This window comes from Klebsiella sp. ME-303, from assembly GCF_007910085.1.
GTDB lineage: Bacteria > Pseudomonadota > Gammaproteobacteria > Enterobacterales > Enterobacteriaceae > Klebsiella > Klebsiella michiganensis.
The window spans coordinates 108,344-133,507 of sequence record NZ_VOJB01000061.1 but is presented as its reverse complement, the minus strand read 5'-3'; the positions used below and the strand labels follow the sequence as shown (position 1 = coordinate 133,507).

The window sequence follows — 25,164 nt, the reverse complement described above, 5'->3', positions numbered from 1 at the left end:
TCTCTCCCTCTTTTTACACTCCGATGGCGCTAGCGGCGCGCGACGATAAACAGGCGCGGAAATCGCAGTAGCACCTTTCCGTTACACTGTAACGGATAGTGCTGTTTCAGCCGCTCCAGATAGCGTTCTAGAAACGCCTGGCGCTGCTGTTCATCAAGCGGTTGTAAAAACGGTCGCAGGCCCGTTGACTGTAGCCATTCAATAATGGCCTGGTGCGATGCCAGCGGGTGATGGTAGGTGGTGCGCCAGATATCTACCTCGCAGCCGCTGGTGGTCAGCATATCGTAATACTCCGACACATCCGGCAGCGGCTGCCGCCCACTGGCCGGATGCCCCATCTCTTCAGCAACCTGACGCATCAGCGCGTGCGAGGGCTCTTGCCAGTTCACCGGCATTTGCACCGCCAGTACGCCGTTTTTCGCAAGATTGCTGACCAGATATGGGAAAAGGCGCTGATGATCCGTGAGCCACTGCAGCGAAGCATTGGCATAAATCACGTCCGCCGGCCGCTCGGGGCGAAAGGTAGTGATATCCGCCTCGACGAACCGGCAGTCCGGTAGCCGCCGGGAGGCCTCTTCCAGCATGGCCGGAGAATTATCAACGCCGATAATCGTGGCATCTGGCCAGGCATCGCGCAGCAGAGCGGTACTGTTGCCAGGTCCGCAGCCCAGATCAACGGCCAGCGTGGCGGGACGGTGGGCGATGCGGGCGAGAAGCTCGGCGGCGGGCCGCGTACGCTCAGCGCCGAATTGCAAATAAAGTGAAGGATTCCAGTCTGCCATAGCGCGCTCCGGTTAAGAGAAACTCGTTCATCAGCATAGACGGCAATGCTTATCTGGCAACTAAACAGAATCAATATGTTACTTTATTGTGACGCCGTCACTTTTCCTTATGCAGGGTTCATCACGGCATCCCCGCCAGCGGTTGGCTACAGTAGGCGTCGTAAACCAGGGGGGATGGTCATTAAATGGCGTTAATCATTAAGGTGTTACTCGAAAACCGGCTTGGCAAGGGGCAGGACAGCCTGCTGCAGGCGAAACCCGGATTAAGCCTGCTTGTGGAGGATGAAACCAGCCGGGTGCTGTTTGATACCGGGCCAGACGGCACGTTTCTTCATAATGCGCAGCGTATGGGCGTCTCTTTATCTGACCTGACCGCCACGGTGCTCTCCCACGGACATTACGATCACTGCGGCGGGGTGCCGTGGCTGCCGGACAACAGCCGTATTATTTGTCATCCGCAGATTGGACTCACCCGCTACTCGGCGTTATCTCTCGCAGGACGCAACTGGAAAGTCAAAAAGCTGTCGCGAGATATCGACTACTCCCGCCACCGCATGGAGTACAGCCGCGAGCCGGTGGCGATCGGCGAACGACTGCTGTGGTCCGGTGAGATTACGGTCGCTCACCCGCGTGCCTATGGCCTCCTGACGGGTCAATCCCAGGGTGAGGACTATATTGTCGATGAAGGCGTCCTGATCTGCCGCTCGACGCGAGGGTTAGTCATTATCTGCGGCTGCGGACATCGCGGATTGATCAATACCGTTCGCCACTGCCAGAAGATCACCGGCATCCAGCAGGTATACGCCATCATCGGCGGTCTTCATCTGCGCAGCGCGCCGCCGTGGGCAATTCGTCAGCTTAGACAATTCTTGCGCCAGCAGAAGGTCGAGGAGGTGATGGCCTGCCACTGCACCGGTTCATGGGGGCGCTGGTGGCTAGCGGAGAGTAGCGCGCCGGCAACCGGCGATACGTTGGTGCTGGAATAATAATCGCGTTCACTTTTGCTAATTACATATAAATAACATTTTTGCTATTTATTAAATACATTATCCGCCGGCTATACACCTTCCCCTAAGGGGAAGGTCAAATACTGATATCCCTTTTTGGTGTAAATATTTATAGAGAAACTTCATTCTATTTAACCTGGAGTTTTCTCTTTGAAATATCGTTTAATTCTTGCAGTGAGTGTGATTTAATCCAGCGGTCGTCTAATTGCGAATATCACTATGATTCAGTCACTACAGGCATTATTTAAACAAGCAACCCGGCGCCGGCTTCGTATCCGCGCAGGGCTTGTTATTGCCTGTTGGTTACTGCTCAACCTTCAGCTCGCCGTCGCGGCGCACCATGGCGGCCAGCAGCAGCCCGCGGCGCCGCAGGTGCAGATTCACCATATTGTCGATGGCATGATGAACATGCCCGGCATGGAAAACGTCGGCCAGAAAGTTATCTGTGAGAAGCACTGCGACCCCGATACCGCGCAGCCTAACTCCTTAACCTCTCTACAGCTGAACGCGCTCCCCTCCGAAACCGCGCTACTCGTGGTTTCCCCGCAGCAGGAGACCTGCGCTGAACGTATGGACTGGCGCACGCCGCCGGTCACCGGTCCCCCGGTTGAGATACGCTTCTGCCGTTTCAGGGAATAACGCACCGTTAAAAACATCCATCAGATCTGCCCGGTCTGCGGGCGACTTTATGTTTTTTTCGGAGACTTTATTATGCGTTCGACCTCTATTTTTCTGCTTATTACCAGCGTGCTGACCTTTTCCTTCAGCGCATTTACCGCCAGCGCGGAAGACGCCGCGATGCACCATCACACCATGTCCTCCATGGCGGATATGCCGGAGATGAAGAAGGCGGATGATTCCGCCACGCTTTATTCGGCCAGCGGGGTCATTAAAGCCTGGCGCGACGATGCCGTCGTGATTGCCCACTCTCCGGTTACCGAGCTGAACTGGCCGGCGATGACCATGAGCTTTGCGCTCGCTGATAACCACGATAAAAAGCTGGCGGTGGGAGAGCAGGTCGATTTCACCTTCCGCCAGACCGACTCCGGCTACGCGATCGTTTCAATTACCGCGCGATAATTTCGGAGTCATTATGCACATCTTCAATAAGGCGGCCTGCGGGCTGCCGCTTTTACTGTCGCTGATGTCCACCAACGGCTGGGCAACGACGCTTTCTGAGGCCCTGTCGGCGGCGGAAAACTACTCCGCCGAGCTCTCCGCCAACGATCATCAGGTTAACGCTTTGAAGAATATGGCGGATTCCGCGATGCAGCTCCCCGATCCGAAGCTGAAATTTGGTATTGAAAACGTCCCGCTGGGCGGCAATAACGCCGGCCGCCTCACCCGCGAGGGGATGACCATGCAAAGAGTTGGCGTGATGCAGGACTACGTCAGCAGTACCAAGCGTGAACGGAAAGCCGACTCCATTACCGCCGAGGCGCGCCAGACCGCCGCTAATGCCGATGTGATTCGTGCCCGGCTGCAGCGGGAAACCGCCCAGGCGTGGCTGGCGCTGGCGGTGGCGCAGAAGTCGCTGCGCTCGGTGCAGACGTTGATTAGCGAAACGTCCCGGCAAATCGACGTACAAAAGGCCGGCGTCAGCAGCGCCAGCGCCAGTCCCAGCAGCGTGCTGGACGTTCAGCTGGCGCTGAATGCGATGAAAAATGAGCAGGATAACGCCCGCCGCGATGTCCAGATCGCCCAGGCGCGCCTGCTGCAGCTCACCGGGAAGGAGGTCCGCGATATCTCCGGCCCGCTGCCGCGCATTGAACGTCTGCCTGCCGACGAAGCCGACCTAATGGCCGGGATTAAACTTCACCCGGAAGTGATCCTGGCCGCCAGAGAAGCCGATCTGGCGAAAGCGAAATCAGGTCAGTCGGAAGTCGCGGCGATCCCCGACGTGGGCGTTGAGGTTTATTACGCCCGACGCGGTGATGATTATGACGACATGGTGGGGGTCATGTTTACCGTCGATATGCCTATTTTTCAGGGCAAACGTCAGGACAAAGACCACGCAGCGGACGTCTCCCGTACCTATGAAGCCAACGATCGGCTGACGTTATTGATGCGCGAACATCAGGCGCAGCAGTATCAGCTGATTTCGCAATATAACGCCGCGAAAGCCATTTACGATCGCCAGCAAAGCGAGGTGATGCCGCTGCTGCGCAAGAAGGTGAGTCTCGTCAATGCCCAGTATCGGGGCGGCAGCTCCGCGCTGCCTGAGCTGCTCGCCGCCCGTCGCGATCTCCTGAGCGGAGAAATTGCCAGCAACAATGCGGAGAAAGCGCTTGCCGATGCGTGGGCCGCTATTCGCTACCTTATTCCACAGGATGTTAAATAATGAAGCTTAAATCTGCTCTTACCCTTGTGGCGCTGGCCGTCGCCCTTGCCGCCGCGGGCGGCTACTGGCTGGGTTCGCGAAGCGCGCCGATGTCCTCCGCTGGCGGCGGCCAGGCGGAAACGGGCCGCAAAGTGCTGTACTGGTACGATCCAATGGCCCCCGCTACGCGCTTTGATAAACCGGGTAAATCGCCGTTTATGGATATGGATCTGGTGCCGCGTTACGCCGATGAAGGCGCGGGAGAAGACGCCGGGGGCGTGCAGATTAGCGCCCGCCAGCAGCAAAACCTTGGCGTCCGTACGGCGAACGTCTCCCGCCAGACGCTGGCGATGAAGCTCAATGCTTTTGCTACCGTGGCCATTGATGAGCGGGGCGTTGAAACGGTACCGGCGCTGGCCAGCGGTCTGATTGAGAAACTTTACGTCAACGCCTCCCAGCAGTTTGTGAAAAAGAACGAGCCGCTGGCGGAGCTGTGGATCCCGCAGTGGGCGGCGGCGCAGCAGGAGTATCTGGCGGTGAGGCGGCTGGGCGATAGCGAGCTGACCGCCGCGGCCCGCGACCGCCTGCGGCTGCAGTTTATGCCGGAAGCGGTTATCCGTAGCGTTGAGCGCAGCGGTCAACCGCAAACCCGCATGACGGTGCGCGCGCCGCACGATGGCTACGTCAGCAAGCTGGATGTGCGCACCGGCGCGCAGGTCACGACAGCCCAACCGCTGTTCGAGCTGGCCAGCCTCGATCCGGTCTGGATCGTGATTGATTACCCGCAAAGCCAGGCCAGCCTGCTGCGCGAAGGCAGTAAGGTGACGGCCACCACCGGCAGCTGGCCCGGTATGGCGTTTCAGGGAACCGTCAGCGAACTGCTTCCCGACCTCGAAGCCACCACCCGTACGTTGAAAGCCCGCGTAGTGCTGAATAATCCGCAGCATCGGCTCAAACCGGGCATGTATTTGAACGTTGAGCTGGCTGAGGCGCAGCAGGAGAGCGCCGTTCTGGCTATTCCGGAAGAGGCATTAATTGCCACCGGCACCAGCAATCGGGTGCTGATCGCCGACGGCGAGGGGCATTTCCGTCCGGTCGAGGTGACCGCAGGGCGAACGCAGAATGGTCTGGTTGAGATTAAATCCGGCCTCGAAGCGGGCCAAAAGGTGGTGACCTCCGGGCAGTTCCTGATTGACTCCGAAGCCAGCCTGCGCAGCGCGCTGCCGCAAATGGCCGGGCAAGAAGAGGAGGCAAAAAGCTACTCAGCGCAGGGCGTTATTAAGGCCGTGAACGATGAGGCGGTAACCATTGCGCACCAGCCGGTACCGGCGCTGAAATGGCCGGCGATGATCATGGATTTTGCTATTACGCCGCAGCTGCGGGAACAGATGCGGCCCGGCGAGTCGGTGATGTTTCACTTCGTCCTGACCGATGAAGGGGCGCGAGTCACCTCAATGATGCCGCTGAACGGCGCTAAGGAGCAGCCATGATTGCCGCCGTTATCCGCTGGTCATTGCGCAACCGCCTGCTGGTATTGCTGGCGACGCTGATTATGGCCGCCTGGGGCGTCTGGTCGGTACAGCAGGCGCCGCTGGACGCGCTGCCGGATCTCTCCGATACCCAGGTGATCATTCGCGTGAGCTATCCGGGGAAAGCGCCGCAGATTGTCGAAGATCAGGTGACCTACCCGCTGACCACCACCATGCTGTCGGTGCCGGGAGCGAAAACCGTGCGCGGCTTTTCGATGTTCGGCGATGCTTATGTCTATGTCCTGTTTGATGATGGAACGGACCCATACTGGGCGCGCTCCCGCGTGCTGGAGTACCTGAGCCAGGTCCAGAGCAGCCTGCCGCCGGAAGCGAAAGCGTCGCTGGGGCCGGATGCCACCGGCGTCGGCTGGGTGTTTGAATATGTGCTTACCGACAAAAGCGGCCAGCATAGCCTCGGCGACCTGCGGGCGATTCAGGACTGGATCCTCAAATATGAACTGAAAACCGTGCCGGATGTTTCGGAGGTGGCCAGCGTCGGCGGAATGGTCAAAGAGTATCAGGTGATCCTTAATCCTGACCGGCTGCGGGCGCTGAACGTCACCCACGAGCAGGTGATTAGCGCGATCCAGAGCGCCAACCAGGAAGGGGGCGGTTCGGTGCTCGAGCTGGGCGAAGCCGAATATATGGTGCGCACCACCGGCTACCTGAAGTCCATCGACGACTTTAACCAGGTGGTTATCGCTGCGCGCAGCGGCGTGCCGGTGCTGCTCTCCGACGTCGCCAGCGTGCGCCGGGGACCGGCGATCCGGCGCGGCGTCGCCGAGCTCAACGGCCAGGGCGAGGTGGCGGGCGGGATAATCATTATGCGCTCGGGTAAAAACGCGCTCAGCACCATTAACGCGGTAAAGGCCAAACTGGCGGAAGTGCAAAAAAGCCTGCCCGCAGGCGTGGAGATTGTTCCGGTCTACGATCGTTCGCAGCTGATTAAAAACTCCGTCGAGACCCTGACCCATAAGCTCATTGAGGAGTTTATCGTCGTGGCGGTGGTCTGCTCGCTGTTTCTGTTCCACTTCCGCAGCGCGCTGGTGGCGATGATCACGCTGCCGCTGGGGATCCTTGGCGCGTTTATTGTGATGCACTATCAGGGCGTCAGCGCCAATATGATGTCGCTCGGCGGGATTGCGATCGCCATCGGGGCCATGGTCGATGCGGCAATCGTGATGATAGAAAATATGCATAAGGTTCTGGAGCAGTGGCGGCACGAGCACCCTGAACGCCAGCCGTCCTCCGCCGACTACTGGCAGATAGCCCAGCACGCGGCGTCGGAAGTGGGGCCGGCGCTGTTTTGCAGCCTGCTGATTATCACCCTGTCGTTTATTCCGGTGTTCACCCTCGAAGCGCAGGAGGGCAAGATGTTCTCGCCGCTGGCCTTCACCAAAACGTATTCGATGGCGGTGGCCGCCGGACTCGGGATCACCCTGGTGCCGGTGCTGATGGGCTACTTTATTCGCGGCAAAATTCCTGATGAAACCGCCAATCCGCTCAACCGCTGGCTGATTCGCGCCTATGAGCCGCTGCTGGATAAAGTTTTGCAGTGGCCGAAGGCGACGCTGGCGGCGGCGGGCCTGCTGCTGGTTGCCACGCTGTGGCCGCTGGCGCAGCTCGGCAGCGAATTTCTGCCGCAAATTGACGAGGGTGACCTGTTGTATATGCCCTCCACGCTGCCGGGGATCTCCAGCCGCGAAGCCGGACGCTTGCTGCAGCAGACTGACCGTCTGATCAAGACCATTCCTGAAGTGCAAAGCGTATTCGGCAAGGCCGGGCGGGCGGACAGCGCTACCGACCCGGCGCCGCTGACCATGCTGGAAACCACGATTCAGTTCAAGCCGAAAAGCGAATGGCGGCCCGGCATGACCATGGATAAGCTGATCGAGGAGCTCGACAATACGGTGAAGGTACCGGGGATAGCCAACGTCTGGGTACCGCCGATCCGTAATCGCCTGGACATGCTGGCGACCGGCATCAAAAGCCCGGTCGGCATCAAAGTGAACGGTAACAATCTGGCGGAGATCGAAAAGACCGCCGAAGAGATTGAGCGCATCGTGCGTAGCGTACCGGGGGTGACGTCGGCGCTGGCGGAACGCCTCGACGGCGGCCGCTATATCGATATCGCTATCGACCGGGTGAAAGCCGCCCGCTACGGCGTGTCGGTGAAGGAGCTGCAGTCAATCGTCGCCAGCGTCGTCGGCGGCGATAACATCGGCGAAACCATCGAGGGGCGAGAACGTTACCCGATCGGCGTCCGCTACCCGCGCGAAATGCGCGACTCGCTGCAAAAGCTGCGCGATCTGCCGGTAGTGACCAGCGGCGGGGCGCAGGTCGCGCTCTCGGAACTGGCGGACATCACCATTACCGACGGCCCGCCGATGCTGAAAAGCGAAAACGCCCGCCTGTCGGACTGGATCTACGTGGATATTCGCGGGCGCGACTTAAAATCCGCAGTTGATGAAATGCAGAGCGAGGTCGGCAAACGGGTCAGGCTGCCGGAAGGCATCTCGCTGACCTGGTCCGGGCAGTATGAGTACCTCGAGCGCGCCACCGCGAAGCTGAAAATCGTGCTGCCGTTTACCCTGATGATTATCTTTATCCTGCTTTACGTCACTTTCAGCCGCGTTAAAGACGCTCTGCTGATTATGGGAACTTTACCGTTTTCGCTGATCGGCGGCGTCTGGCTGCTCTGGCTGCTGGGCTACAACCTGTCGGTAGCCGCCGCCGTGGGCTTTATTGCGCTTGCCGGCGTGGCGGCGGAGTTCGGGGTGATTATGGTACTCTATTTGAACCAGGCGATCGCGAAACGCCGCTCCGAGCTGAACGATCGCGCGCTCAACGAGGCGATTCATGAAGGGGCCGTGCTGCGCGTGCGCCCGAAAGTGATGACCGTGGCGACAATCATGGCCGGACTGCTGCCGATTATGTGGGGAGGGGGCACCGGTTCGGAGGTGATGCAGCGTATCGCCGCGCCGATGATCGGCGGGATGATCACCGCGCCGCTGCTCTCGATGCTGGTGATCCCGGCAGTCTATCTCCTGACGCACCGTAACAAACGCTAAAGTACAACGCCCGGGCCAGGCGGCTCGGGCGTGAATCAGTCGGCGTTCTTAAGATCTTCCGCGCGTTTGGCGGTGGCATAGACAAAATCGAGCATGGGTTCAAGGTCGGTATCGTAGCCGGCCTGAATGATTTTGCCGCGCAGCCATTCGATCTCGCTGGTAATATCCGGGTGGAATATATTGTTGTCCTGCGCTTTACGCAGCCACTTGAGCAGGAAATTATTTTTCCCGCGGATACCGCCTGATTTCTTCGATTTTGCGTGTATTTTCAGCGCCACCAGAATGCAGTAATAGAAATGAACGCGCTGATTAAAACTTTGGTGCATGTCTTTATTCCCGCCAGAATCAGGTTGCGGACGGGCATGGACCTTAAACATGCGGTCTCTGATATTCACCCGTACCACCATCGCGCCGCTTGCCGGACGCTGAAGCGATGGTGGCACGGAAGCCGAATTGCCGTCAATTATTGATTAATTTTTTACCCATATTTGCGCCGGTTATCTTTCGACGATGCTTCCTCAGGTTCGCGGTAAAGCAGCGCGTTGTTGCAGGTAAATGCGCAAAATCAAGATAAATGCCAGCGCGACCACCGCCGCCGCCAACAAATAAATAGTCTCCAGATCGTAATAACCGGCCACCCAGCCGGCGACCGGGCCGGTTAATCCCAACGCCAGATCGAGAAAGGCCGAATAGGTGCCCAGCGCGGTGCCCTGATTCTGTTCTTCAACCTGTTTCACCGCTTCCACGCCAAGCGCCGGGAAGACCAGCGAAAAGCCCGAGCCGGTGAGAAAGGCGCCCATTCCGGCCATCCACGCCGAGGAGGCCGACCAGATGATCAGCAGGCCGATACATTCGATCGCAAAACAGATTAACGATACCGGCACGCCGCCGTAGCGGGTAATGGTGTTGCCCAGGATCAGGCGGATGCAGATAAAACCGATGCTGAACAGGGAGAGGGTAAACGCCGCGCCTTGCCAGCTATGGGCGGAGAAGTAGAGGGTAATAAAGGTTGCGATAACCCCAAAACCGACGGTACCCAGCGCCAGCCCCAGCCCGTAGGGCCAGATTTTGCGCGCCACCACATGAAACGGCGCTCTGATCCCCGCCGTCACGCTGACGTCCTGCCGCGTACGGGCATAGAGCAGGCCAACCGCCGCCGCCAGGATCACCACGGCGGCAAATCCGCTGATGCCAAAATAGCCGTTAAGCATGACACCCAGCGGGGCGCCGACCGCCATGGCGACGTAGGTCGCCACGCCGTTCCACGAGATCACCCGTGAAGTGTGAATCGCACCGACGGTTTTGATCCCCCACAGGGTCGCGCCGGTGGCGGTAAAACTTTCCCCGACGCCGAGGAAAATGCGCCCCACCAACAGCGCGGCAACGGCTAGCGGCGGCGAGGATTGCAGCAAGACCGCGAGCAGCGTGAAGAGACCGCTGAGCAGGCAGCAAACAATCCCCCGACTGACGACTTTTTTCGGCCCCCAGATGTCGGTGTAGCGGCCCGCATGCGGGCGGCTGATCAGGGTTGAGATGTACTGAAGGCTGATGACCACGCCGGCGATAAAGGGGTTATAGCCCAGCTGATAGTGGATATAGCCCGGCAGTACGGCGAGCGGCAGGCCAATAGAGAGATAGCAGATACAGGTAAAAACAACGATAGAAATAATACGCAGATTAAGCTGAGTGGTGCTGGCGGAAGTGGTCATAACGCGAAGTATTGCAAACCAAAGGGAAGCTAAGCATAGCGCAGCGCCGTCAGCCGCAACGAGCAGAGCATGCGTTTTCTCAATGATTCAGGCAAACGCACTAAAAATAGTCATGAGAAAAGAGGATTCTGGGAAAGTCGTGCGCGGCAGAGTATAAAATCTGTTAACGCATCACGGATAATGACAGGAGAGAGTATGGAATACGATTTAGACGGTATGGATGTGCTTTTTGTCGCCGGCTTTGGGCCGATAACGCAATCGACGCCGGCCAGCAGGGAGTTTTATGTGGCTGCGCTGGGCCTGCCGCTAAAACCGATGCCCGGTAACGAAGAGTATCTGCTGACCGAACATGACGCCATCGGCGGGGTAAAACATTTTGCCCTGTGGCCGCTGGCGCAGGCGGCGCGCTCCTGCTTTGACGCCGATCTCTGGCCTGACTATCTGCCGGTGCCGCAGGCGTGGGTCGAGTTTGAAGTGCGCGATATCAACACCGCCACCGACGCGCTGAAGGCCAGAGGCTATCGTCTGCTGGTGGACAACCGCATTGAGCCGTGGGGGCAAACCGTCACGCGGCTGCTGAGCCCGGAAGGGCTGCTGACAGGGATTACCGTGACCCCGTGGCTGCGCGAGGGCAAAGCATAATGGCATGCATGAGCCGCCCATCATCCCCTGCGATCGGCAGGGTGATGGAATGCTGATTTATGACGTATTCGGGCGCCATATTGGCGTCCAGCGCCAGGGCGAACGCTGGCTACTCTTCCGCGTCGATCTGAACGAGCGTAAATGCTCGCCGCTGCGTGAGATCATCATCCCGGACGATCTCCCGGAGGCGGAAATTCCCGGCTGGCTGGGCGATATTTTTCACGAAGCGGCAAGCCCGCGCCATCCTGACGTCCGGCTTATGGAGTAGCGCCTACGGCCAGCTTCTGTTCTGCAGCACCACGCGATAACCGTCGCCGTCGACAAAGGTTTTACCGTTCACATTCCAGTACGGATTGAACGCGCTGACCGGCGCAAAACCGGCGGTCAGCATTTTCGCACACTGTTCCCGCCATTCCGCGGCTTCCGGGTAATAAAGCACCAGCAAATCTTCCTCGCCCGGAGAGGGCTTCACCGGATGATAATGGCAGAGGGTGAATTCAAGATGCCAGCCGAGATCGCGGCGTCCGACCATCACGCCGCTAAAGCCGTCATGATCGGCAAACTGCGCGATTTGCTCCAGCCCAAGGCCAGTGCAGTACATGTGGCTACTGAGTGAAAGGTCGGTGACCGGCCTGGCGATGCGGATAGCGTTAAGCGTCATAACAGCCTGTATCAATAAAGGTTTGGTCGATTGACTGTATCCGCTTTTGCGGCGGCCATTTGTCACAAAGAGCTTTTAACGCGCCCGGCAAAGCGAATTTATTCGATTGTCTCTGCGGCGGGTTTTATCTAGAATCTTCGCTTTCGGAGAGAGAAAATGTCCGTTGCAGATTCCCTTCTTGCTTACTCTTTTGCTGCGCTGTTGCTCACCCTTACCCCAGGCCTGGATACCGCTTTAATTCTGCGAACCGCTACCGTTGAAGGCGGAAAAAAAGCCTTTCAGGCGGCACTGGGTATTGATACGGGATGTTTTATCTGGGGGGCGGCGGTCGCCTTCGGTCTTGGGGCGCTGCTGGCGGCATCGGAGCTGGCGTATGACCTGCTCAAATGGTGCGGGGCCGCCTATTTATGCTGGCTGGGCATTCAGTTAATTCTCAAGCCGCGCGGTCATTTTGTTCATCAGGACAGGGCGGCGGCGCCGGCAAGTAACTGGTTTTTAAAAGGGATGATGGGCAATGTGCTCAATCCGAAAATGGGGATCTTTTACGTCTCTTTCCTGCCGCAGTTTATTCCGACCGGCCACTCGCCCATCGTCTGGACGTTCCTGCTGGTCGCCATCCACGTGGCGATCGGGACGCTCTGGTCGTTAACGCTAATCCTGACCAGCCGCTCTGCCGCTCGGCTATTAAAGACGCCGCTATTTATTCGGTGGATGGACCGCGCAACCGGCGGCCTCTTTATGTTATTTGCTGCCAAACTGGCTTTTAGCCACCGTTAAATCCCTCTGGACAAGGATGTCCAGCGCCTCACTCCACATTTCGTTACTCGCCGAAGCATCCCCCGGCCGTTGCCGTAAAGTTTCTCCCCGCAGGCCGGGCGCTGCCGCATGGCGCTGCTTGCGCATCGTGGCAAGCGAAATCACAATAAATAAAGAATGATTGTTATTTATGATTCTTTATTTGAGAATAATAATGGAGGGGTGTGGGTGAACGTTTTTGCAACCAGGCCGGAATGGAAGGCCTTTCTGCTGGCGCTGGCCGGTTCGGTCGTGCTGATCGTTGGCATGGGCTATGGCCGATTTGCCTATACCGGGATCCTGCCGCTGATGCTCAATGAGCAGCTGCTGACGCTGCGTGAAGGTAATCTTGCCGCTTCGGCGAACTATGCCGGCTATCTGGCCGGCGCGCTGCTGCTGGCGAAAGCCAGGCCCGCGGACGCCAGGTGGCTAAGCCTGCTTTCCGCACTGTTGACGCTGGTGTGCCTGGCCTTACTGGCGTTCCTGGTTTCCCCCCTGGCGATTATTGTGGTGCGCGGAATTGCCGGATTACTCAGCGCGGTGACGCTGATCGCCGCCTCCCTCTGGCTACTGCAGCATATGAAGCACCCTAACGGCGCGCCGGTGCTTTTTTCTGGCGTCGGAATGGGGATATTCTTGTCGGCGGAATTTATCTCCCTGGGGAAGGCGCTGGCGCTCTCCAGCCAGCAGATATGGCTGATATGTGCGATAAGCTCTGGCGTGCTTTTTGTTCTCGCGCTGCGTCTGCTGCTGAGCCCCGCCGACTACCTTATCGCTTATCAACCCGCCGCGACCGCACACCGCGAGGAGGGCGAGGGGCGGGTGCGGGAGGCGTGGAAACTGCTGCTGATTTATGGCCTGGCCGGCTTCGGCTACATTATTACCGCCACCTATCTTCCGCTGTTTCTCAGCGGTTCGCTGAACGTTATCGATCCGGTGCAGATCTGGGCTATTTTCGGCCTCGCCGCCGTTCCCTCCTGCTTTATCTGGCACCGGCTGGTGATCAAGCTCGGCTACCGCCTCGCGTTTACCCTTAATTTGCTGATTCAGGCAATCGGTGTCATTCTCCCGGCGTGGAGCCATGCGTTACCGTTTTGCATATTAAGCGCGCTGCTGGTGGGTTGCACCTTTTTGGGCACCGTGACCATCGCGCTGTCCGAGGGGCGGCGGCTTAATCATCTGGTTACGTTCAATATGATTGCCGCCATGACCGCGACCTACGGCATCGGGCAAATCGTCGGCCCGCTGGTTGCCGGAACGCTGTATGACCGCAGCGGGTCGTTTAATCCTTCGCTGAGCGCGGCCGCCATTGCGCTGCTGGCTGCCGCCGCGCTGGTGGCGGCAGGGGCGGGGCGAGCGTCAAAGGTCGGAGGCTGACTCCAGAAGCTGGCGCATTTTCTCGAGAGCGGGGGACGCGTAGCCTTTGCGCCAGATAAGCTGGGTGATCGCCTGGCCAACCGGCCGCAGCTGGCTGGCTTCGGGCAGCGTCAGGGTATCGAGCACGCTCTGCGGCACGATACCGGCATAGCCGCCGGAGGCGACGCAGGCGAGCATCGCGTGATAGGAGCCGACGTCCTGGATCTCGCTCTCCACCTCCTCTGATTGCGCCAGAAACGCTTCGCCCATCGCCCGGTAGGTACAGCCCTGCGCAAAGGCGGCAAAGCGAAAGCGCTGTGGATTGGCAGGAAGCACCAGCAGCAGCTGTTCTTTAAAGATGGATACGTACTCCAGGTCATCGGGCGGAGGCGTTCCCTGCGGCAGGCTCACCAGCGCGCAATCCAGCGCGGCGTCCAGCACCTGTTGGGTCAGCTGACGGGTGGGCTGGGTTTTGAGGGTGAGCGTCACCTCCGGGCACAGCGCGCGAAACCGGGGAAGCAGCGGCGGCAGGCGGCTGGCGGCGGTGGCGTCCATCGCCCCCATGCGTAAATTGCCGCCCGGCGTCGCCGGATGCAGCGCCTGTCTGGCCTCTTCGGCCAGGCTGAGGATTTTCAGCGCGTAGCCCAAAAAATGTTCACCGGCGGGGGACAGCAGCATCCTTTTATTGCCGCGGGCAAACAGCTCCACGCCCAGCTCCTCTTCCAGCTGGTGAATGCGGGTGGTGATATTGGACTGGGCTCGCCCCAGCCGCTTTGCCGCGCGGGTGACGCTGCGCTCTTGCGCCACCGTTTTAAATATCTCTAATGTGGTGTGGTTCATATTTTTATTCTTAATTTGAAAATAATGTTGATCTTATCATCTCTAAAAGAGATTTTAATGGCCCGAACGCACAAATTTAAACAGGGCAAACCATGAGCAACAGGCTTACGCAGCAGCTTGATATTGATTACCCCATTATTCAGGCGCCGATGGCCGGCGTGTCGACGCCGGAACTGGCGGCAGCGGTCAGCGGGGCCGGCGCGCTCGGCTCGCTGGGGCTGGGCTCGTCAACCGTAGAGCAGGCTGAAACGCTGATTAACCGGACCCGGCGCTTAACCACCCGTCCGTTTAACGTCAATCTGTTTTGCCACGCCCCGGCGGTAAGGGATCCGCAGCGTGAAGCCCGGTGGCTGGCGCGGCTGCGCCCGGAATTTGCGCGCTTTGGCAGCTTGCCGCCGGAGACGCTGGCGGAAATTTATCTGAGTTTTCAGCAGCAGCCGCGGATGGCCGAGCTGCTGCTCGACCTGACTCCGGCGGCGGTGAGCTTTCATTTTGGCGTGCCGGATCGTGAAACCCTTCGCCGACTGCGGGAAAAGGGGATCGTCACTCTGGCGAGCGCGACCAGCGTGGCAGAGGCTTTGCTGGCCGTAGAGCAGGGCATCGATATGGTGGTGGCGCAGGGCTACGAGGCCGGCGGCCATCGCGGCATCTTTGATCCGCTGGCGCCCGACGGGCAGATGAGCACCTTTACTCTGGTTCAGACGATAAGACGGCATACCGATATTCCGCTTATCGCCGCTGGCGGCGTGATGGACGGCGCGGGAATTAACAGCGTAATGAACCTGGGCGCAGACGGGGCGCAGCTAGGGACGGCGTTTCTGCTGTGCCCTGAATCGTCCACGGATGGCGGATACCGTGAGGCCCTTAAAAGCGCGTCTGACGGGCAAACGGTTTTAACCTCAGCCATTTCCGGACGCCCGGCGAGATGTCTGGTTAACGGCTGGCGTGAAATAAACGATCCGCCGCTGATTCCGGCTTATCCCGTGGCTTACGACGCCGGAAAGGCGCTGGCATCGGCGGCGAAAGCGCAGGGAGATCGTCAGTACGGTGCGCACTGGGCCGGGCAGGGAGTGAGCCTGATTCGCGAGCTGCCGGCAGCGGAACTGATACGCACCCTGGTGCGCGAAAGCGGGTTTTAATCGCGGATGGCGCGCGGCCACCCGCTTATTGTTAACGACGGTGGGCGAGGCCGCGGACCAGACGGTCGCCGGCCATCTGCACGCCCTGCACCAGCGCGACCAGAATGAGCACGGTACCGAACATCACCTCGTTATTGAAGCGCTGATAGCCGTAGCGAATAGCCAGATCGCCCAGTCCGCCGCCGCCAATCACGCCCGCCATCGAAGAGAAGCCGATCAGCATAACGATGGTCAGCGTGATGCCTGCCACCAGCGTTGGCAGCGCTTCCGGCAGCAGCGATTTAAAGATCACGTGCCAGATATTACCGCCCATCGATAAAATCGCTTCGATACGCCCGTAATCCACTTCATCCAGCGCGTTCTCCGTCAGCCGCGCAAAGAACGGAAAGGCGCCAATGGTGACCGGAACCACCGCGGCGGTACTGCCGAGGGTGGTGCCAATAATCAGCCGGGTGAATGGGATCAGCGCGATCAGCAGCACGATAAACGGCAGCGAACGACCAAAGTTGATAATCGCGCCCAGCACGGCGTTGAGCTTCGGCATCGGCGCCAGGCCGTTGCGGCGTGAAACAAACAGCAGCACGCCGGTCGGCAGCCCGAGCAGCACGGTAAACAGCGCCGCCAGGCCGACCATATAAACGGTATCTACCGTGCCCTGAAGCAGCAGCGGCCAGAGATCTTCCCAACTCATGCTACTCCGCATAATGGCCTCCCGTGAAAACCGTGGCGAGCGAGGAAATCCCGCTCAGCCTGAGGATCGTGCAGCAGCGACTGCCGTAGCCGCGACCATGGCGCCACCAGCAAATCGGCAATTCTGCCGCTTTCAATAATCTCCCCGTGCTCCAGCAGCGCCGCGTGGTCGCAGAGGGTTTTCACCACTTCCAGCTCATGGGTGATCAGCACGATGGTGAGGTTCAGCTTTTGGTTGATATCCGCCAGCAGGCTGAGCACCGAGGCCGTGGTCTCGGGGTCGAGGGCGCTGGTGGCCTCATCGCACAGCAGCACATCCGGCCGCGCGGCCAGCGCGCGGGCGATCCCCACGCGCTGTTTTTGCCCGCCGGAAAGCTGTGACGGAAAGGCGGCGGCTTTATCCGCCAGCCCGACCAGTTCCAGCAGCTCCGCCACCCGCGCCTGGCGGGCGGCTTTCGGCACTTTGGCTATCTCCAGCGGCACCGCGACATTGTCGGCGACGCTGCGGGCGTGAAGTAAATTAAAGTGCTGGAAGATCATGCCGGTACGCAGCCGGTACTCGCGCAGCGCGGTTTTATCCATCCGGGTAATATCGTTCCCGTTCACAATAATGCGGCCCGACGTGGGCCGCTCCAGCAGATTCAGGCAGCGTATCAGCGTACTTTTGCCTGCACCGCTGCGGCCGAGGATGCCGTAAACGGCTCCTCTCGGCACCTGCAGAGAGACATCGTTTAGCGCCGGTCGGCCTGTTCCGGCATAGGTTTTACTCAGCCCGACAATCTCAATCATGACTGAGGAGCAACCGGGATCACCGAGCCGTTATACTGCTTACGAATAAATTCGGCGACCTGCGGCGAGGTGAGGTCTTTGGCCAGCGCCTTGATGCGCGGATCGTTCGCCAGCGTCGGCGTTGTCACCAGAATGTTGGCGTACGGGTTGTTGGTCGCGCTCTCCAGACCCAGCGCGTCTTTGGCCGGCACCAGCCCGGCTTCCAGCGCGTAGTTGCCGTTTATCACCGCCAGGTCAACGTCATCCAGCGACCGCGGGATCTGCGGTGATTCAATCTCAAGGATTTTCAGGTGCTTCGGGTTTTCCACGATATCTTTCGGCGTCGCCAGGGTTGTCGCCGGGTCGGTAAATTTTGCCGCCAGCTTAATCAAACCCTGATTTTGCAGCAGGAACAGCGCGCGGCTCAGGTTAGTGGTGTTATTCGGTACCGCCACGGTGGCGTTCTCGGGCAGCGATTTAAAATCTTTATGCTTGCGCGAATAGATCCCCAGCGGCTCAATATGGACGGTCGCAGCGACGGCGAAGGTTTTGCCCAGCGCTTTCTCCTGATCTTTCAGATAGGGGACGTGCTGGAAGTAGTTGGCATCGACATCGCCGTTGGCCAGCAGTTCGTTGGCGTTAACGCCGCTGGTGAGTTCGACGATTTTCAGGTCGAGGCTGGGATCGATCTTCTTAATGTAGTTAAGGATCTCGGCGTGCGGCACCGGGTCCGCGGCGACGCGCAGCGCGGCGGCCTGGGCGGAACTCCATGCCAGAGAGAGAGACAGTGCAACCCCTGCCAGTTTAAATGCGGCATATTTCATCATTTTATTCCTTGTATTGTTGTTATGTTTATACCCGTCATACTTCAAATTGCATGCGCGTTGGCTGCGCGCGCTCACCCGAATCACTTACCAGAGTAAGCTCATTGGGATTCACTGACTTGCCGCCTGCCTGCAACCCGAATTATTTAGGGTCTACACGATCAATTGCTCGGCGCGTTCGCGAAAAACATCCTGGTAGTAGCGCTCGGCGACATCAGGATGCGAACGCAGACGCCCTTTCAGGTAATTCCAGCCCACCTCGCGCAGCAGCGGGTTTTGCGGGTCGCTATCCGGTCCGAGGGCTTCGCGGGCCAGCTCGTCGGGCAGCGTGTAGACGGGGACCACGGCATCCAGCTGGGCGCCGAGGAAGAAAGCGATCGACAGCCGCTGCTGGTCGGCAGGCGGCGAAACGACCCGGTGCACCGTTGCCCGCAGATAGCCGTTGGTTGCCAGCTCCAGCAGCTCGCCGATATTCACCACAAAGCTGCCCGCCAGCGGGGTCGCGTCAATCCAGCGGTCAGGGGAGACTTCGACCTGCAATCCTTTCTGCTCATCCTGCAGCAGGAAGCTGAGGAAGCCGGAGTCCTTATGCGCGCCAACGCCCTGGGCACTCTGGGTCTCCTGCTGGCCGGGATAGCGGATCAGCTTGATATGTTCATTGGGCTTATCGCCATACAGGCCATCGAAGGCATCCAGCGGCAGGCGCAGCGCTTCGGCGAAGGCGCGCAGCAGGGTGATCCCAACCTGGGTCATTTCCCGTTGCCAGGTCAGTAATATGGGTTTGAGCGAGGGCAACGCCTCTGGCCAGAGATTCGGCCCCTGCAGGCGCTGCCAGCGCGGCGCGCGTTCGCTAAGCTGCAGGGCCGGGCGCTCGGCGCCGATATCGAACTGCTCGCGCCAGTCGGGTTGACCGCGGGTTAATTCAGAAGCGGCGCGGTTGTAGCCGCGAAAATGCGGAGAGTGAATCATTGCCACCCTCTGCTTTTGATCGTCGGGCAGGGCAAAAAAGGCGCGGGATTGCTGCTGCACGGCCTGCTGCAGCGACTCATCGACGCCGTGGTTGATCAGATAAAAGAAACCGATATCGCGGGCGGCGTGGCGCAGGTCGGCGAGAAACGCCGCTTTTTCAGCGGGGTCCGCGTAGCGGGCCAGATCCAGTATCGGTAAGTTTGTCGCGTTCATTGTGTTCTCCGAAGGCGGTATTCAGGTGTTTTCGTCGATGCAGATTCAGGGTTCGGGGACAACAACAGCGCATGATCGATTCCTCAGTCGGGTGGTTGAAGCCAGCTTGCCTTAAGCGAAAATAATCAACCAATAACGTTCTTTTCTAATTTATGACCGTGGAGGGTTCTGTGCTTTTGCGAATTTTGGATAAGGGGGAGGCGGGACTGTTGCGATTGGCGTCGGGAGCCAGTATGGTGAGCGAAATTTTTAATTCAGGTAAAGAGACGCAATGCAGCACCCAAACGATCCTCTGCACGGCATCACGCTGGAAGCGCTGTTAAACGCGCTGGTCGCGCGATATGGCTGGGCCGAACTGGCGAAACGCATCAACATCAACTGCTTTAAAAGCGAGCCGAGTATTAAGTCGAGCCTGAAGTTTTTACGCCGCACGCCTTGGGCGCGTAAAGAAGTGGAAGCGTTGTATATCGATTCGTTGTCCGATACCGATACGGCAAAAGCGGAAGCGCCAGCGGATAATCCGTGGGCACACTGGCAGAAAAAGTAGGGCGCGCAGCGGATAATTCCGCGCGCGCCCTGGGCTGTGTGTTACTGAAGATTGCCTGCGGTCAGGCTCTCTTTATCAAAGGCATGGCTGACATCAATATGATTCTGATGCACGGACGTGTCGATATTTGAACCTGCCTCCGGACGCGCAAAGCTATTCTCTGCGGCCATCGCCCCGGACGAAAGTGTAGCGGCTAACAGCAGTGCGGTGACTACGCCGATATTTTTCATATTTTGTTCCTTATTTCATCGTGTTGTCGCTGTCGCCTGTGTCTTCCGGCGGCCCGGCAATGTTGTTATATACCCTAAATAATTCGGGTTGCAGGAAGGCGGCAAGTCAGTGAATCCCGATAAGCTTACTCTGGTAAGTGATTCGGGTGAGCGCGCGCAGCCAACGCACATGCAACTTGAAGTATGACGGGTGAGTTTATTTCGTCAGTTCTGCGGTCATATGCACGCGGTTATTGAACTGAGCGCTGGTGATTTTGTAAGACGCGCCTTGCTCTGCGGCCTGAGCGGCAATTTTGGCTTCTGCACGGTCCAGTGTGGAAGCGCTGGCGCTGATGCTCTGCGCAAAAGTACCGAAAGAGATCGTAGAGAGTGCGGCAACTGCAACGAAAGTTTTGATGGATTTCATGGTCGTATTCCTTAAGCGTTTTGTCAGTATTGGAGCGTTGTTGCCCCGATTTGATAAATAATAGGCCGATGACGCGATGATTAAAATCGAAACAATTTGCTATCATTATTCAGTAAATTTGAATAAAAAATATCGATTACCGCAATCCTGTTTTGCAAATAAGGTTTGATTACAATCAAGCCTCATTGTCATAACAAATATATAAAAAGTTATTTTTTGACTTTCGATAGATGATTTTCTTGTTTGCTATCATCTGAACAGCGGCAATATAGTTTTTGTACAGCAATAAATGCCGATGTGCGGCAAATAAACATTATTCACGAATATCTCATTATGATAACGCTCAATAAGATCAGTAAAAGCTTCTCCGGTGAAAGAGTGCTAAAAGAGGTATCTCTCAGCATTCATTCCGGCGAGATTATTTGCATTATTGGCCCCAGCGGCTCGGGGAAAACCACGCTATTACGTACGCTTAATTTCTTAGAGCCTGCCGATAGCGGGCAAATAAGAATAGATGATGTGGCGCTGGATTGCGCAAAAGCGGGAAAAAAGGAGATTGAAAAACTACGGTCAAAAACCGCTATGGTTTTTCAATCGTGGAATCTTTTTCATAACCTCACCGCACTGCAAAATATTACCGAAGGACTGATATACGCTAAAAAACGCCCGCGGCAGGAGGCACTGGCTATTGCTGAACGACTCTTAAAGCAGGTGGGGTTGCTGCATAAAAAAGACCACTATCCGCACAGTCTCTCCGGCGGCCAAAAGCAGCGTATCGGTATTGCGCGTGCGCTGGCCATTGACCCCGCCGTTCTGCTGCTGGATGAGCCGACCTCAGCCCTGGATCCGGAAAAAGTCGGTGAAGTGCTGGAGCTTATTCAGACCATTGCCGCCGCGGGCCAGACGATGATCATCGTGACCCACGAAATGGCGTTCGCCCGTCAGGTCGCTTCCCGGGTGGTATTTATGGAAAACGGCGAAATCGTTGAACAGGGCCCGGCGGAACAGATATTTGGCGCGGCGCAGCAGGGCCGAACCCGGGCGTTTCTTGCGCAACTGCACTATCATGCCTGAGGCTGATGATGAACAATAACCCGCTGTTTAGCTGGCAGGATATCGCCGGAATAGTGCCGAAGCTGCTGGAAAATTTACCCGTGACCCTCGGTATAACGCTGGCGTCGCTGCTGCTTGGTTTAACGATCGCGCTGCTGATTGTGCTGCTGCAGTTTAGCCGCTTTACGCCGCTCAGCGCGGCGGCAAATGGGTATACCGACATTCTGCGCGGCGCGCCTCTGGCGCTGCTTATCCTGCTTTTTTTCTTCGGCGGCAAATTAATTTTGACCGCGCTGGCGCTGCCGCCGCTGTGGATTAGCGATACCACCTTTGCGGTGCTGTCTATTTCGGTCAGCATCAGTCCCTACTTTGCAGAAATGATGCGTTCAGCGTGGCGCGCGGTGGATAGCGGCCAGAAAGAGGCCATTATCAGCCTGAATATTCCCTGGCATCATGGAATACGGCGGATTATTTTCCCCCAGGGGCTTATTATTGCTATTCCCGTCTTTGGCAATCTTTTAATTAATCTCGTGAAAATGACCTCGCTGGTCAATATTATTGGTATTGTGGATGTTTTTGGGCGGGCACAAAAGATTTCGCAAAATAGCTACGGGGCGAAACAAGTCGCGGCATTTATTAGCGTTATTATCGTCTACTGGGTGCTGAATAGTATTATTCTCTATTTTACCACTCGTATTGAAAAGAAATATCAGTTCCTGCTGGAGTGATAAATTAACATGTTTAGCCTGGCGTTCATTCGCGACAATTTTACGTTTATTTTAAGCGCGCTGCCGGTCACCCTGACGATAACGTTATTATCCTTACTGTTTTCCACTTTGCTGGGCGCAGCGCTGGCGTGGGCGATTATTCGTCAGGTACCCGGCGTTCAATGGCTGGCGAGGGTATTCCTCTCCTTTGGCCGTTCGGTCCCGGCCCTGGTGATGCTGTATTTCTTTTTTTACGTCTGGCCGTGGATTGCCGCCGGGCTGTTCGGCGGCCCGCAGGACACGATGTACCGCTATAAACTCTCGCCGCTGGCGGCGGCGGTCACCGCGCTGTCGCTGATCTTCAGCGCTTATTTCGCCGAAACCTTTCGCGCGGGATGGAATGCGGTTGATAAGGGGCAGCGCGAGGCCGCATGGTCAATCGGGCTAAGCGGATTCACGCAGTTCCGACGCATTATTTTTCCACAGGCGGCGGTATCCGCGCTGCCGAACTTTACCAGCGTGCTGATCGATCTGATTAAAGACACCTCGCTGGTTTACACCATCACCGTTGTTGATCTGATGGCGAAAGCCAATATCGCCGCCGCGCGCGGGTTTCATTTTGTCGAAGCCTACTGCGTCGTGCTGGTGATTTATATCGTGCTGTGCCTGGCGATTGCCAGAGCATTGCGCAGTGCAGAAAGGTTTCTGAGCGCCCGCTGGCAAGGAAACGCAGAAAAGAGTGTTTCACGGTTATCATTTTGGGGAAGGTATTTTGAAAAATAAAATTTTACTGGTGAGTGCGCTGGCGTTGGCAATGGGAATGAACGCCGCGCAGGCTGTTGAAAAAAGCGCAAACGCGAAAACGGTTGAGGTTGTCGTCAATGCTAACGGTTTTCCCTTTAGCTTTGTTGACGATAACAACAATATTACCGGTTACGATGGCGACCTGTTAAAGGTGCTGGACCAGCGTTTAACCGACTATACGTTTCATTTTAATGCGGTCTCGCGCGATGCGATGATCGTCGGCCTATCGACCGGCGCCTATACCCTCGCGGCGGATCACTTTTATCTCACCAAAGAGCGGGCGGAAAAATACGACCACTCCGGCGAGCCGACCGGGATCAGCGATTTGCGCCTGATTGTGCGTAATGATGAGAACGATATACATAATCTCGGCGATCTCGCCAGCGGGAAGAAAAAGCTGGTGCCGATTCATACCTCCGACGCCCGTTATACGGTGATTGAAAACTACAATAAAAAACATCCAGGCCAACAAATTAACCTGCAGCCCAACGGCGAGCAGTCCGCCGCCGATATCTTTAAAGCGGTAGCCTCCGGGGAATACGATGCGGCGATTTACCCCATTGGCGCGCTGCTGGCGTTAAATAAGGCGCTAAATCTTAATCTGAAAGCGTCGGATTCCGTCGGCCTGTTTCCTAACGTCTATTTGTATAAAAAAAATACCGATCCGCAGCTAATCAAAGCGATTGACGCGCAGCTGGTTGCCCTGAAAAAGGACGGCACGCTCGCTGAGCTCTCGCGGAAATGGTACGCCGAAGATGTGTATGCCCTGCCGGGCGCCAGCGACGTGAAAGTGAATACCGACTGGGAATAAGCGCATGACGCAAATAAGCTCGGAACCGGCGCATAACGCCGCCACCATAAACGATGAGGTGACCCTGGCGCTGCGCGCCATTACTGAAAAACGCGCGGCAACGATCGGTTACCTGTTGGACGAAAGCCGACAACGCCATATCGCGGATGATTCTGTCCGTGAAGCAATACGCCACTATGGCCGCGATATCGGGCATAAGCTGCGCGCGCAAATGCGCGATCGAAAAGATTTGCAGGAGTTTGCCGGGCTGTTTACCCGCGGACTGGAATCTCAGGTTTATGAGATGGAGCCCGTTAGCGCCAGCCGGGCCGAATTTATCGTCCTGTTTCACTACTGTCCCTATGTCAACTGCTGGCGGCAGCAGGGGCGAGGCGCCAGCGAAATTGAGACGCTGTGCGATATCTGCATGGAAGGCGATCGTGCGCTAACCGACGCGTTTCCGGGGCTGCATTTAGAGGTGCAGACCGCGCTGGCTCGCGGCGATGCCGCCTGTCGGCTGCGTTTTTATCAGGCAGAGGAGCGGGAGGGCGAATGGCAACCTTAACGTGGGACCACGCGGTCCAGTTTGTTAATCAGCCGGAAGCGGCGATTCAGGCGCTGAGCGGGCAAAAGCTCAACGCGGTGGCCGGTGGGCGCCACCCGGGTTGGGGGACCAGGAATGCGCTGAGCTATTTCGGCCTGACCTATATCGAATTTCTGGCGATTGCCGATGATGCAGAGCTGCTTTCCGCCGCGGAGACGTTTTTACTCTCCCGGGATGCGTCGCGGCTGCTGCCGGATAATGAAGCGCTGTATCGGGTGGCGCTGCGTAGCGACGATATTGAGCGCACGCATGCGGAGTTGCACGAGCAGGGCCTGCGGGTTTCGCCGATCGTCAACGGCCAGCGCGACGATCCGCAGGGCAACGTTATCCGCTGGCGGATCTTCACCATTGACGGCGATTTTGACGGCCTGGTCTATCCCTTCATTCTGCAATGGGGGGAAGAGGATGACGCCCGGCTGAGCCGCCTGCAGGCACAGGGTCTCGCTGCGCCGCATCCTCTGGGGGAGATTGAACTGCAGCGCGCGGTTTTCACGGTACAGCATCCTCAGGCGGTGCGCGACCGCTGGCAGCTGCTGTTTGGCTTTGCCCCGCAAGGCGAGCAGGGGCTGGCGGTGGGCGGTCGAGAGTTTCTTTTCCGTGAGGGCGCGGCGAACCAACTGACTGAACTGGTGTTTCGCGTTGCTGACCCGGCGCTCAAAGGCCGACGCTTTCGCGTTGGCAACGGCGAATATCTTTTTGAATAAGGAG

29 protein-coding genes are annotated in these 25,164 nt (G+C 57.8%); 18 read left to right on the top strand and 11 right to left on the bottom strand.

Translation table 11 applies throughout. The features are described 5' to 3' along the window. Positions 1–29: 29 nt before the first annotated feature. Positions 30–782, bottom strand: a complete 753-nt coding sequence (tam, locus tag FQK12_RS06080) for a trans-aconitate 2-methyltransferase (RefSeq protein ID WP_014229481.1) — start codon at positions 780–782, stop codon at positions 30–32. A 185-nt stretch (positions 783–967) separates the two neighbouring features. Between tam and FQK12_RS06075 the strand changes: the two genes are divergently transcribed. From FQK12_RS06075 to FQK12_RS06050, 6 genes are all read left to right on the top strand, one after another. Beyond that, positions 968–1,768, top strand: coding sequence for an MBL fold metallo-hydrolase (locus tag FQK12_RS06075; protein WP_014229480.1), 801 nt, complete (start codon positions 968–970; stop codon positions 1,766–1,768). A gap of 240 nt (positions 1,769–2,008) precedes the next feature. Further along, the gene (locus FQK12_RS06070; protein WP_004851141.1) at positions 2,009–2,428 is read left to right on the top strand and encodes a hypothetical protein; all 420 of its coding nucleotides are present in this window, start codon (positions 2,009–2,011) and stop codon (positions 2,426–2,428) included. 72 nt (positions 2,429–2,500) lie between these two features. Further along, on the top strand, positions 2,501–2,869 hold the full coding sequence (locus FQK12_RS06065) for a copper-binding protein (RefSeq protein ID WP_014229479.1): 369 nt from the start codon (positions 2,501–2,503) through the stop codon (positions 2,867–2,869). 13 nt (positions 2,870–2,882) lie between these two features. Then, entirely contained in the window at positions 2,883–4,130 is a 1,248-nt protein-coding gene (locus tag FQK12_RS06060; RefSeq protein WP_014229478.1) for a TolC family protein, read from the top strand. Next, a complete protein-coding gene (locus tag FQK12_RS06055; RefSeq protein WP_014229477.1) occupies positions 4,130–5,599 on the top strand; it encodes an efflux RND transporter periplasmic adaptor subunit in 1,470 nt (489 codons plus the stop codon). The genes FQK12_RS06060 and FQK12_RS06055 overlap by 1 nt, the downstream gene beginning before the upstream one ends. Continuing rightward, entirely contained in the window at positions 5,596–8,709 is a 3,114-nt protein-coding gene (locus FQK12_RS06050) for an efflux RND transporter permease subunit (protein WP_014229476.1), read from the top strand. Before FQK12_RS06055 ends, FQK12_RS06050 begins: the two co-directional genes overlap by 4 nt. 35 nt (positions 8,710–8,744) lie before the next feature. Here the strand turns inward: FQK12_RS06050 and FQK12_RS06045 are convergent, their stop codons facing one another. After that, a complete protein-coding gene (locus FQK12_RS06045; protein WP_009654750.1) occupies positions 8,745–9,035 on the bottom strand; it encodes a hypothetical protein in 291 nt (96 codons plus the stop codon). Positions 9,036–9,227: 192 nt separating this feature from the next. Then, entirely contained in the window at positions 9,228–10,418 is a 1,191-nt protein-coding gene (locus FQK12_RS06040) for an MFS transporter (RefSeq protein ID WP_014229475.1), read from the bottom strand. A 195-nt stretch (positions 10,419–10,613) separates the two neighbouring features. On the opposite strand from FQK12_RS06040, the gene FQK12_RS06035 reads away from it, so the two are divergent. After that, positions 10,614–11,060, top strand: coding sequence for a glyoxalase/bleomycin resistance/dioxygenase family protein (locus FQK12_RS06035; RefSeq protein ID WP_009654757.1), 447 nt, complete (start codon positions 10,614–10,616; stop codon positions 11,058–11,060). 49 nt (positions 11,061–11,109) lie between these two features. Then, positions 11,110–11,328: a hypothetical protein gene (locus FQK12_RS06030; protein WP_014229474.1), complete on the top strand. Its 219-nt coding sequence runs from the start codon at positions 11,110–11,112 to the stop codon at positions 11,326–11,328. A 3-nt stretch (positions 11,329–11,331) separates the two neighbouring features. Here the strand turns inward: FQK12_RS06030 and FQK12_RS06025 are convergent, their stop codons facing one another. Further along, on the bottom strand, positions 11,332–11,721 hold the full coding sequence (locus FQK12_RS06025; protein WP_032694357.1) for a VOC family protein: 390 nt from the start codon (positions 11,719–11,721) through the stop codon (positions 11,332–11,334). 156 nt (positions 11,722–11,877) lie between these two features. On the opposite strand from FQK12_RS06025, the gene FQK12_RS06020 reads away from it, so the two are divergent. Both FQK12_RS06020 and FQK12_RS06010 read left to right on the top strand, forming a co-directional pair. After that, positions 11,878–12,498, top strand: a complete 621-nt coding sequence (locus FQK12_RS06020) for a LysE family translocator (protein WP_014229472.1) — start codon at positions 11,878–11,880, stop codon at positions 12,496–12,498. A 207-nt stretch (positions 12,499–12,705) separates the two neighbouring features. Further along, a complete protein-coding gene (locus tag FQK12_RS06010; protein WP_041165306.1) occupies positions 12,706–13,893 on the top strand; it encodes a YbfB/YjiJ family MFS transporter in 1,188 nt (395 codons plus the stop codon). On the opposite strand, the gene FQK12_RS06005 is transcribed toward FQK12_RS06010, so the two are convergent. Then, positions 13,876–14,712, bottom strand: a complete 837-nt coding sequence (locus FQK12_RS06005; protein WP_014229470.1) for a LysR family transcriptional regulator — start codon at positions 14,710–14,712, stop codon at positions 13,876–13,878. The genes FQK12_RS06010 and FQK12_RS06005 overlap by 18 nt on opposite strands. A 92-nt stretch (positions 14,713–14,804) precedes the next feature. On the opposite strand from FQK12_RS06005, the gene FQK12_RS06000 reads away from it, so the two are divergent. Beyond that, positions 14,805–15,851: an NAD(P)H-dependent flavin oxidoreductase gene (locus tag FQK12_RS06000; protein WP_014229469.1), complete on the top strand. Its 1,047-nt coding sequence runs from the start codon at positions 14,805–14,807 to the stop codon at positions 15,849–15,851. Between the two features lie 31 nt (positions 15,852–15,882). On the opposite strand, the gene FQK12_RS05995 is transcribed toward FQK12_RS06000, so the two are convergent. The 4 genes from FQK12_RS05995 to FQK12_RS05980 form a co-directional block, all read right to left on the bottom strand. Beyond that, positions 15,883–16,542: a methionine ABC transporter permease gene (locus FQK12_RS05995; RefSeq protein WP_014229468.1), complete on the bottom strand. Its 660-nt coding sequence runs from the start codon at positions 16,540–16,542 to the stop codon at positions 15,883–15,885. Then, positions 16,539–17,330, bottom strand: coding sequence for a methionine ABC transporter ATP-binding protein (locus FQK12_RS05990; RefSeq protein WP_014229467.1), 792 nt, complete (start codon positions 17,328–17,330; stop codon positions 16,539–16,541). The genes FQK12_RS05995 and FQK12_RS05990 overlap by 4 nt, the downstream gene beginning before the upstream one ends. After that, entirely contained in the window at positions 17,327–18,133 is an 807-nt protein-coding gene (locus tag FQK12_RS05985; protein ID WP_014229466.1) for a MetQ/NlpA family ABC transporter substrate-binding protein, read from the bottom strand. Before FQK12_RS05985 ends, FQK12_RS05990 begins: the two co-directional genes overlap by 4 nt. A gap of 153 nt (positions 18,134–18,286) precedes the next feature. Further along, positions 18,287–19,315 (bottom strand): isopenicillin N synthase family dioxygenase, encoded by a 1,029-nt coding sequence (locus FQK12_RS05980; RefSeq protein ID WP_014229465.1) that lies wholly within the window; start codon positions 19,313–19,315, stop codon positions 18,287–18,289. Between the two features lie 271 nt (positions 19,316–19,586). Between FQK12_RS05980 and FQK12_RS05975 the strand changes: the two genes are divergently transcribed. Beyond that, on the top strand, positions 19,587–19,862 hold the full coding sequence (locus tag FQK12_RS05975; RefSeq protein ID WP_014229464.1) for a VF530 family DNA-binding protein: 276 nt from the start codon (positions 19,587–19,589) through the stop codon (positions 19,860–19,862). A gap of 41 nt (positions 19,863–19,903) precedes the next feature. On the opposite strand, the gene FQK12_RS05970 is transcribed toward FQK12_RS05975, so the two are convergent. Both FQK12_RS05970 and FQK12_RS05965 read right to left on the bottom strand, forming a co-directional pair. Beyond that, on the bottom strand, positions 19,904–20,092 hold the full coding sequence (locus FQK12_RS05970; protein WP_004134116.1) for a hypothetical protein: 189 nt from the start codon (positions 20,090–20,092) through the stop codon (positions 19,904–19,906). 196 nt (positions 20,093–20,288) lie between these two features. After that, positions 20,289–20,498: a YdgH/BhsA/McbA-like domain containing protein gene (locus tag FQK12_RS05965; RefSeq protein ID WP_014229463.1), complete on the bottom strand. Its 210-nt coding sequence runs from the start codon at positions 20,496–20,498 to the stop codon at positions 20,289–20,291. A 333-nt stretch (positions 20,499–20,831) separates the two neighbouring features. On the opposite strand from FQK12_RS05965, the gene FQK12_RS05960 reads away from it, so the two are divergent. The 6 genes from FQK12_RS05960 to FQK12_RS05935 are packed head-to-tail and all read left to right on the top strand — an operon-like array spanning position 20,832 to position 25,160. Further along, positions 20,832–21,572 (top strand): amino acid ABC transporter ATP-binding protein, encoded by a 741-nt coding sequence (locus tag FQK12_RS05960; protein WP_014229462.1) that lies wholly within the window; start codon positions 20,832–20,834, stop codon positions 21,570–21,572. Between the two features lie 8 nt (positions 21,573–21,580). After that, positions 21,581–22,279, top strand: a complete 699-nt coding sequence (locus tag FQK12_RS05955; RefSeq protein ID WP_014229461.1) for an ABC transporter permease subunit — start codon at positions 21,581–21,583, stop codon at positions 22,277–22,279. Positions 22,280–22,288: 9 nt separating this feature from the next. Continuing rightward, positions 22,289–23,041 (top strand): amino acid ABC transporter permease, encoded by a 753-nt coding sequence (locus tag FQK12_RS05950; RefSeq protein WP_014229460.1) that lies wholly within the window; start codon positions 22,289–22,291, stop codon positions 23,039–23,041. Next, positions 23,031–23,873 (top strand): transporter substrate-binding domain-containing protein, encoded by an 843-nt coding sequence (locus FQK12_RS05945; protein WP_014229459.1) that lies wholly within the window; start codon positions 23,031–23,033, stop codon positions 23,871–23,873. The genes FQK12_RS05950 and FQK12_RS05945 overlap by 11 nt, the downstream gene beginning before the upstream one ends. A gap of 4 nt (positions 23,874–23,877) precedes the next feature. Next, positions 23,878–24,417 (top strand): L-2-amino-thiazoline-4-carboxylic acid hydrolase, encoded by a 540-nt coding sequence (locus tag FQK12_RS05940; protein WP_014229458.1) that lies wholly within the window; start codon positions 23,878–23,880, stop codon positions 24,415–24,417. Beyond that, positions 24,405–25,160: a VOC family protein gene (locus FQK12_RS05935; protein WP_014229457.1), complete on the top strand. Its 756-nt coding sequence runs from the start codon at positions 24,405–24,407 to the stop codon at positions 25,158–25,160. Before FQK12_RS05940 ends, FQK12_RS05935 begins: the two co-directional genes overlap by 13 nt. The last annotated feature ends 4 nt before the right edge of the window (positions 25,161–25,164 follow it).

Bases quoted from the DNA above. Each gene is read 5' to 3' on its own strand.
- FQK12_RS05990 (WP_014229467.1), bottom strand. From the start codon at position 17,330: ATGATTGAGATTGTCGGGCTGAGTAAAACCTATGCCGGAACAGGCCGA.
- FQK12_RS06000 (WP_014229469.1), top strand. From the start codon at position 14,805: ATGAGCAACAGGCTTACGCAGCAGCTTGATATTGATTACCCCATTATT.
- FQK12_RS06050 (WP_014229476.1), top strand. From the start codon at position 5,596: ATGATTGCCGCCGTTATCCGCTGGTCATTGCGCAACCGCCTGCTGGTA.
- FQK12_RS05965 (WP_014229463.1), bottom strand. From the start codon at position 20,498: ATGAAATCCATCAAAACTTTCGTTGCAGTTGCCGCACTCTCTACGATC.
- FQK12_RS06035 (WP_009654757.1), top strand. From the start codon at position 10,614: ATGGAATACGATTTAGACGGTATGGATGTGCTTTTTGTCGCCGGCTTT.
- FQK12_RS05950 (WP_014229460.1), top strand. From the start codon at position 22,289: ATGTTTAGCCTGGCGTTCATTCGCGACAATTTTACGTTTATTTTAAGC.
- FQK12_RS05960 (WP_014229462.1), top strand. From the start codon at position 20,832: ATGATAACGCTCAATAAGATCAGTAAAAGCTTCTCCGGTGAAAGAGTG.
- FQK12_RS05975 (WP_014229464.1), top strand. From the start codon at position 19,587: ATGCAGCACCCAAACGATCCTCTGCACGGCATCACGCTGGAAGCGCTG.
- FQK12_RS05940 (WP_014229458.1), top strand. From the start codon at position 23,878: ATGACGCAAATAAGCTCGGAACCGGCGCATAACGCCGCCACCATAAAC.
- FQK12_RS05935 (WP_014229457.1), top strand. From the start codon at position 24,405: ATGGCAACCTTAACGTGGGACCACGCGGTCCAGTTTGTTAATCAGCCG.
- FQK12_RS06025 (WP_032694357.1), bottom strand. From the start codon at position 11,721: ATGACGCTTAACGCTATCCGCATCGCCAGGCCGGTCACCGACCTTTCA.
- FQK12_RS05980 (WP_014229465.1), bottom strand. From the start codon at position 19,315: ATGAACGCGACAAACTTACCGATACTGGATCTGGCCCGCTACGCGGAC.
- FQK12_RS06070 (WP_004851141.1), top strand. From the start codon at position 2,009: ATGATTCAGTCACTACAGGCATTATTTAAACAAGCAACCCGGCGCCGG.
- FQK12_RS06040 (WP_014229475.1), bottom strand. From the start codon at position 10,418: ATGACCACTTCCGCCAGCACCACTCAGCTTAATCTGCGTATTATTTCT.
- FQK12_RS06030 (WP_014229474.1), top strand. From the start codon at position 11,110: ATGCTGATTTATGACGTATTCGGGCGCCATATTGGCGTCCAGCGCCAG.
- FQK12_RS06020 (WP_014229472.1), top strand. From the start codon at position 11,878: ATGTCCGTTGCAGATTCCCTTCTTGCTTACTCTTTTGCTGCGCTGTTG.
- FQK12_RS06065 (WP_014229479.1), top strand. From the start codon at position 2,501: ATGCGTTCGACCTCTATTTTTCTGCTTATTACCAGCGTGCTGACCTTT.
- FQK12_RS06045 (WP_009654750.1), bottom strand. From the start codon at position 9,035: ATGCACCAAAGTTTTAATCAGCGCGTTCATTTCTATTACTGCATTCTG.
- FQK12_RS05985 (WP_014229466.1), bottom strand. From the start codon at position 18,133: ATGAAATATGCCGCATTTAAACTGGCAGGGGTTGCACTGTCTCTCTCT.
- FQK12_RS05955 (WP_014229461.1), top strand. From the start codon at position 21,581: ATGAACAATAACCCGCTGTTTAGCTGGCAGGATATCGCCGGAATAGTG.
- FQK12_RS06055 (WP_014229477.1), top strand. From the start codon at position 4,130: ATGAAGCTTAAATCTGCTCTTACCCTTGTGGCGCTGGCCGTCGCCCTT.
- FQK12_RS06005 (WP_014229470.1), bottom strand. From the start codon at position 14,712: ATGAACCACACCACATTAGAGATATTTAAAACGGTGGCGCAAGAGCGC.
- FQK12_RS05995 (WP_014229468.1), bottom strand. From the start codon at position 16,542: ATGAGTTGGGAAGATCTCTGGCCGCTGCTGCTTCAGGGCACGGTAGAT.
- FQK12_RS06075 (WP_014229480.1), top strand. From the start codon at position 968: ATGGCGTTAATCATTAAGGTGTTACTCGAAAACCGGCTTGGCAAGGGG.
- tam (WP_014229481.1), bottom strand. From the start codon at position 782: ATGGCAGACTGGAATCCTTCACTTTATTTGCAATTCGGCGCTGAGCGT.
- FQK12_RS06060 (WP_014229478.1), top strand. From the start codon at position 2,883: ATGCACATCTTCAATAAGGCGGCCTGCGGGCTGCCGCTTTTACTGTCG.
- FQK12_RS05970 (WP_004134116.1), bottom strand. From the start codon at position 20,092: ATGAAAAATATCGGCGTAGTCACCGCACTGCTGTTAGCCGCTACACTT.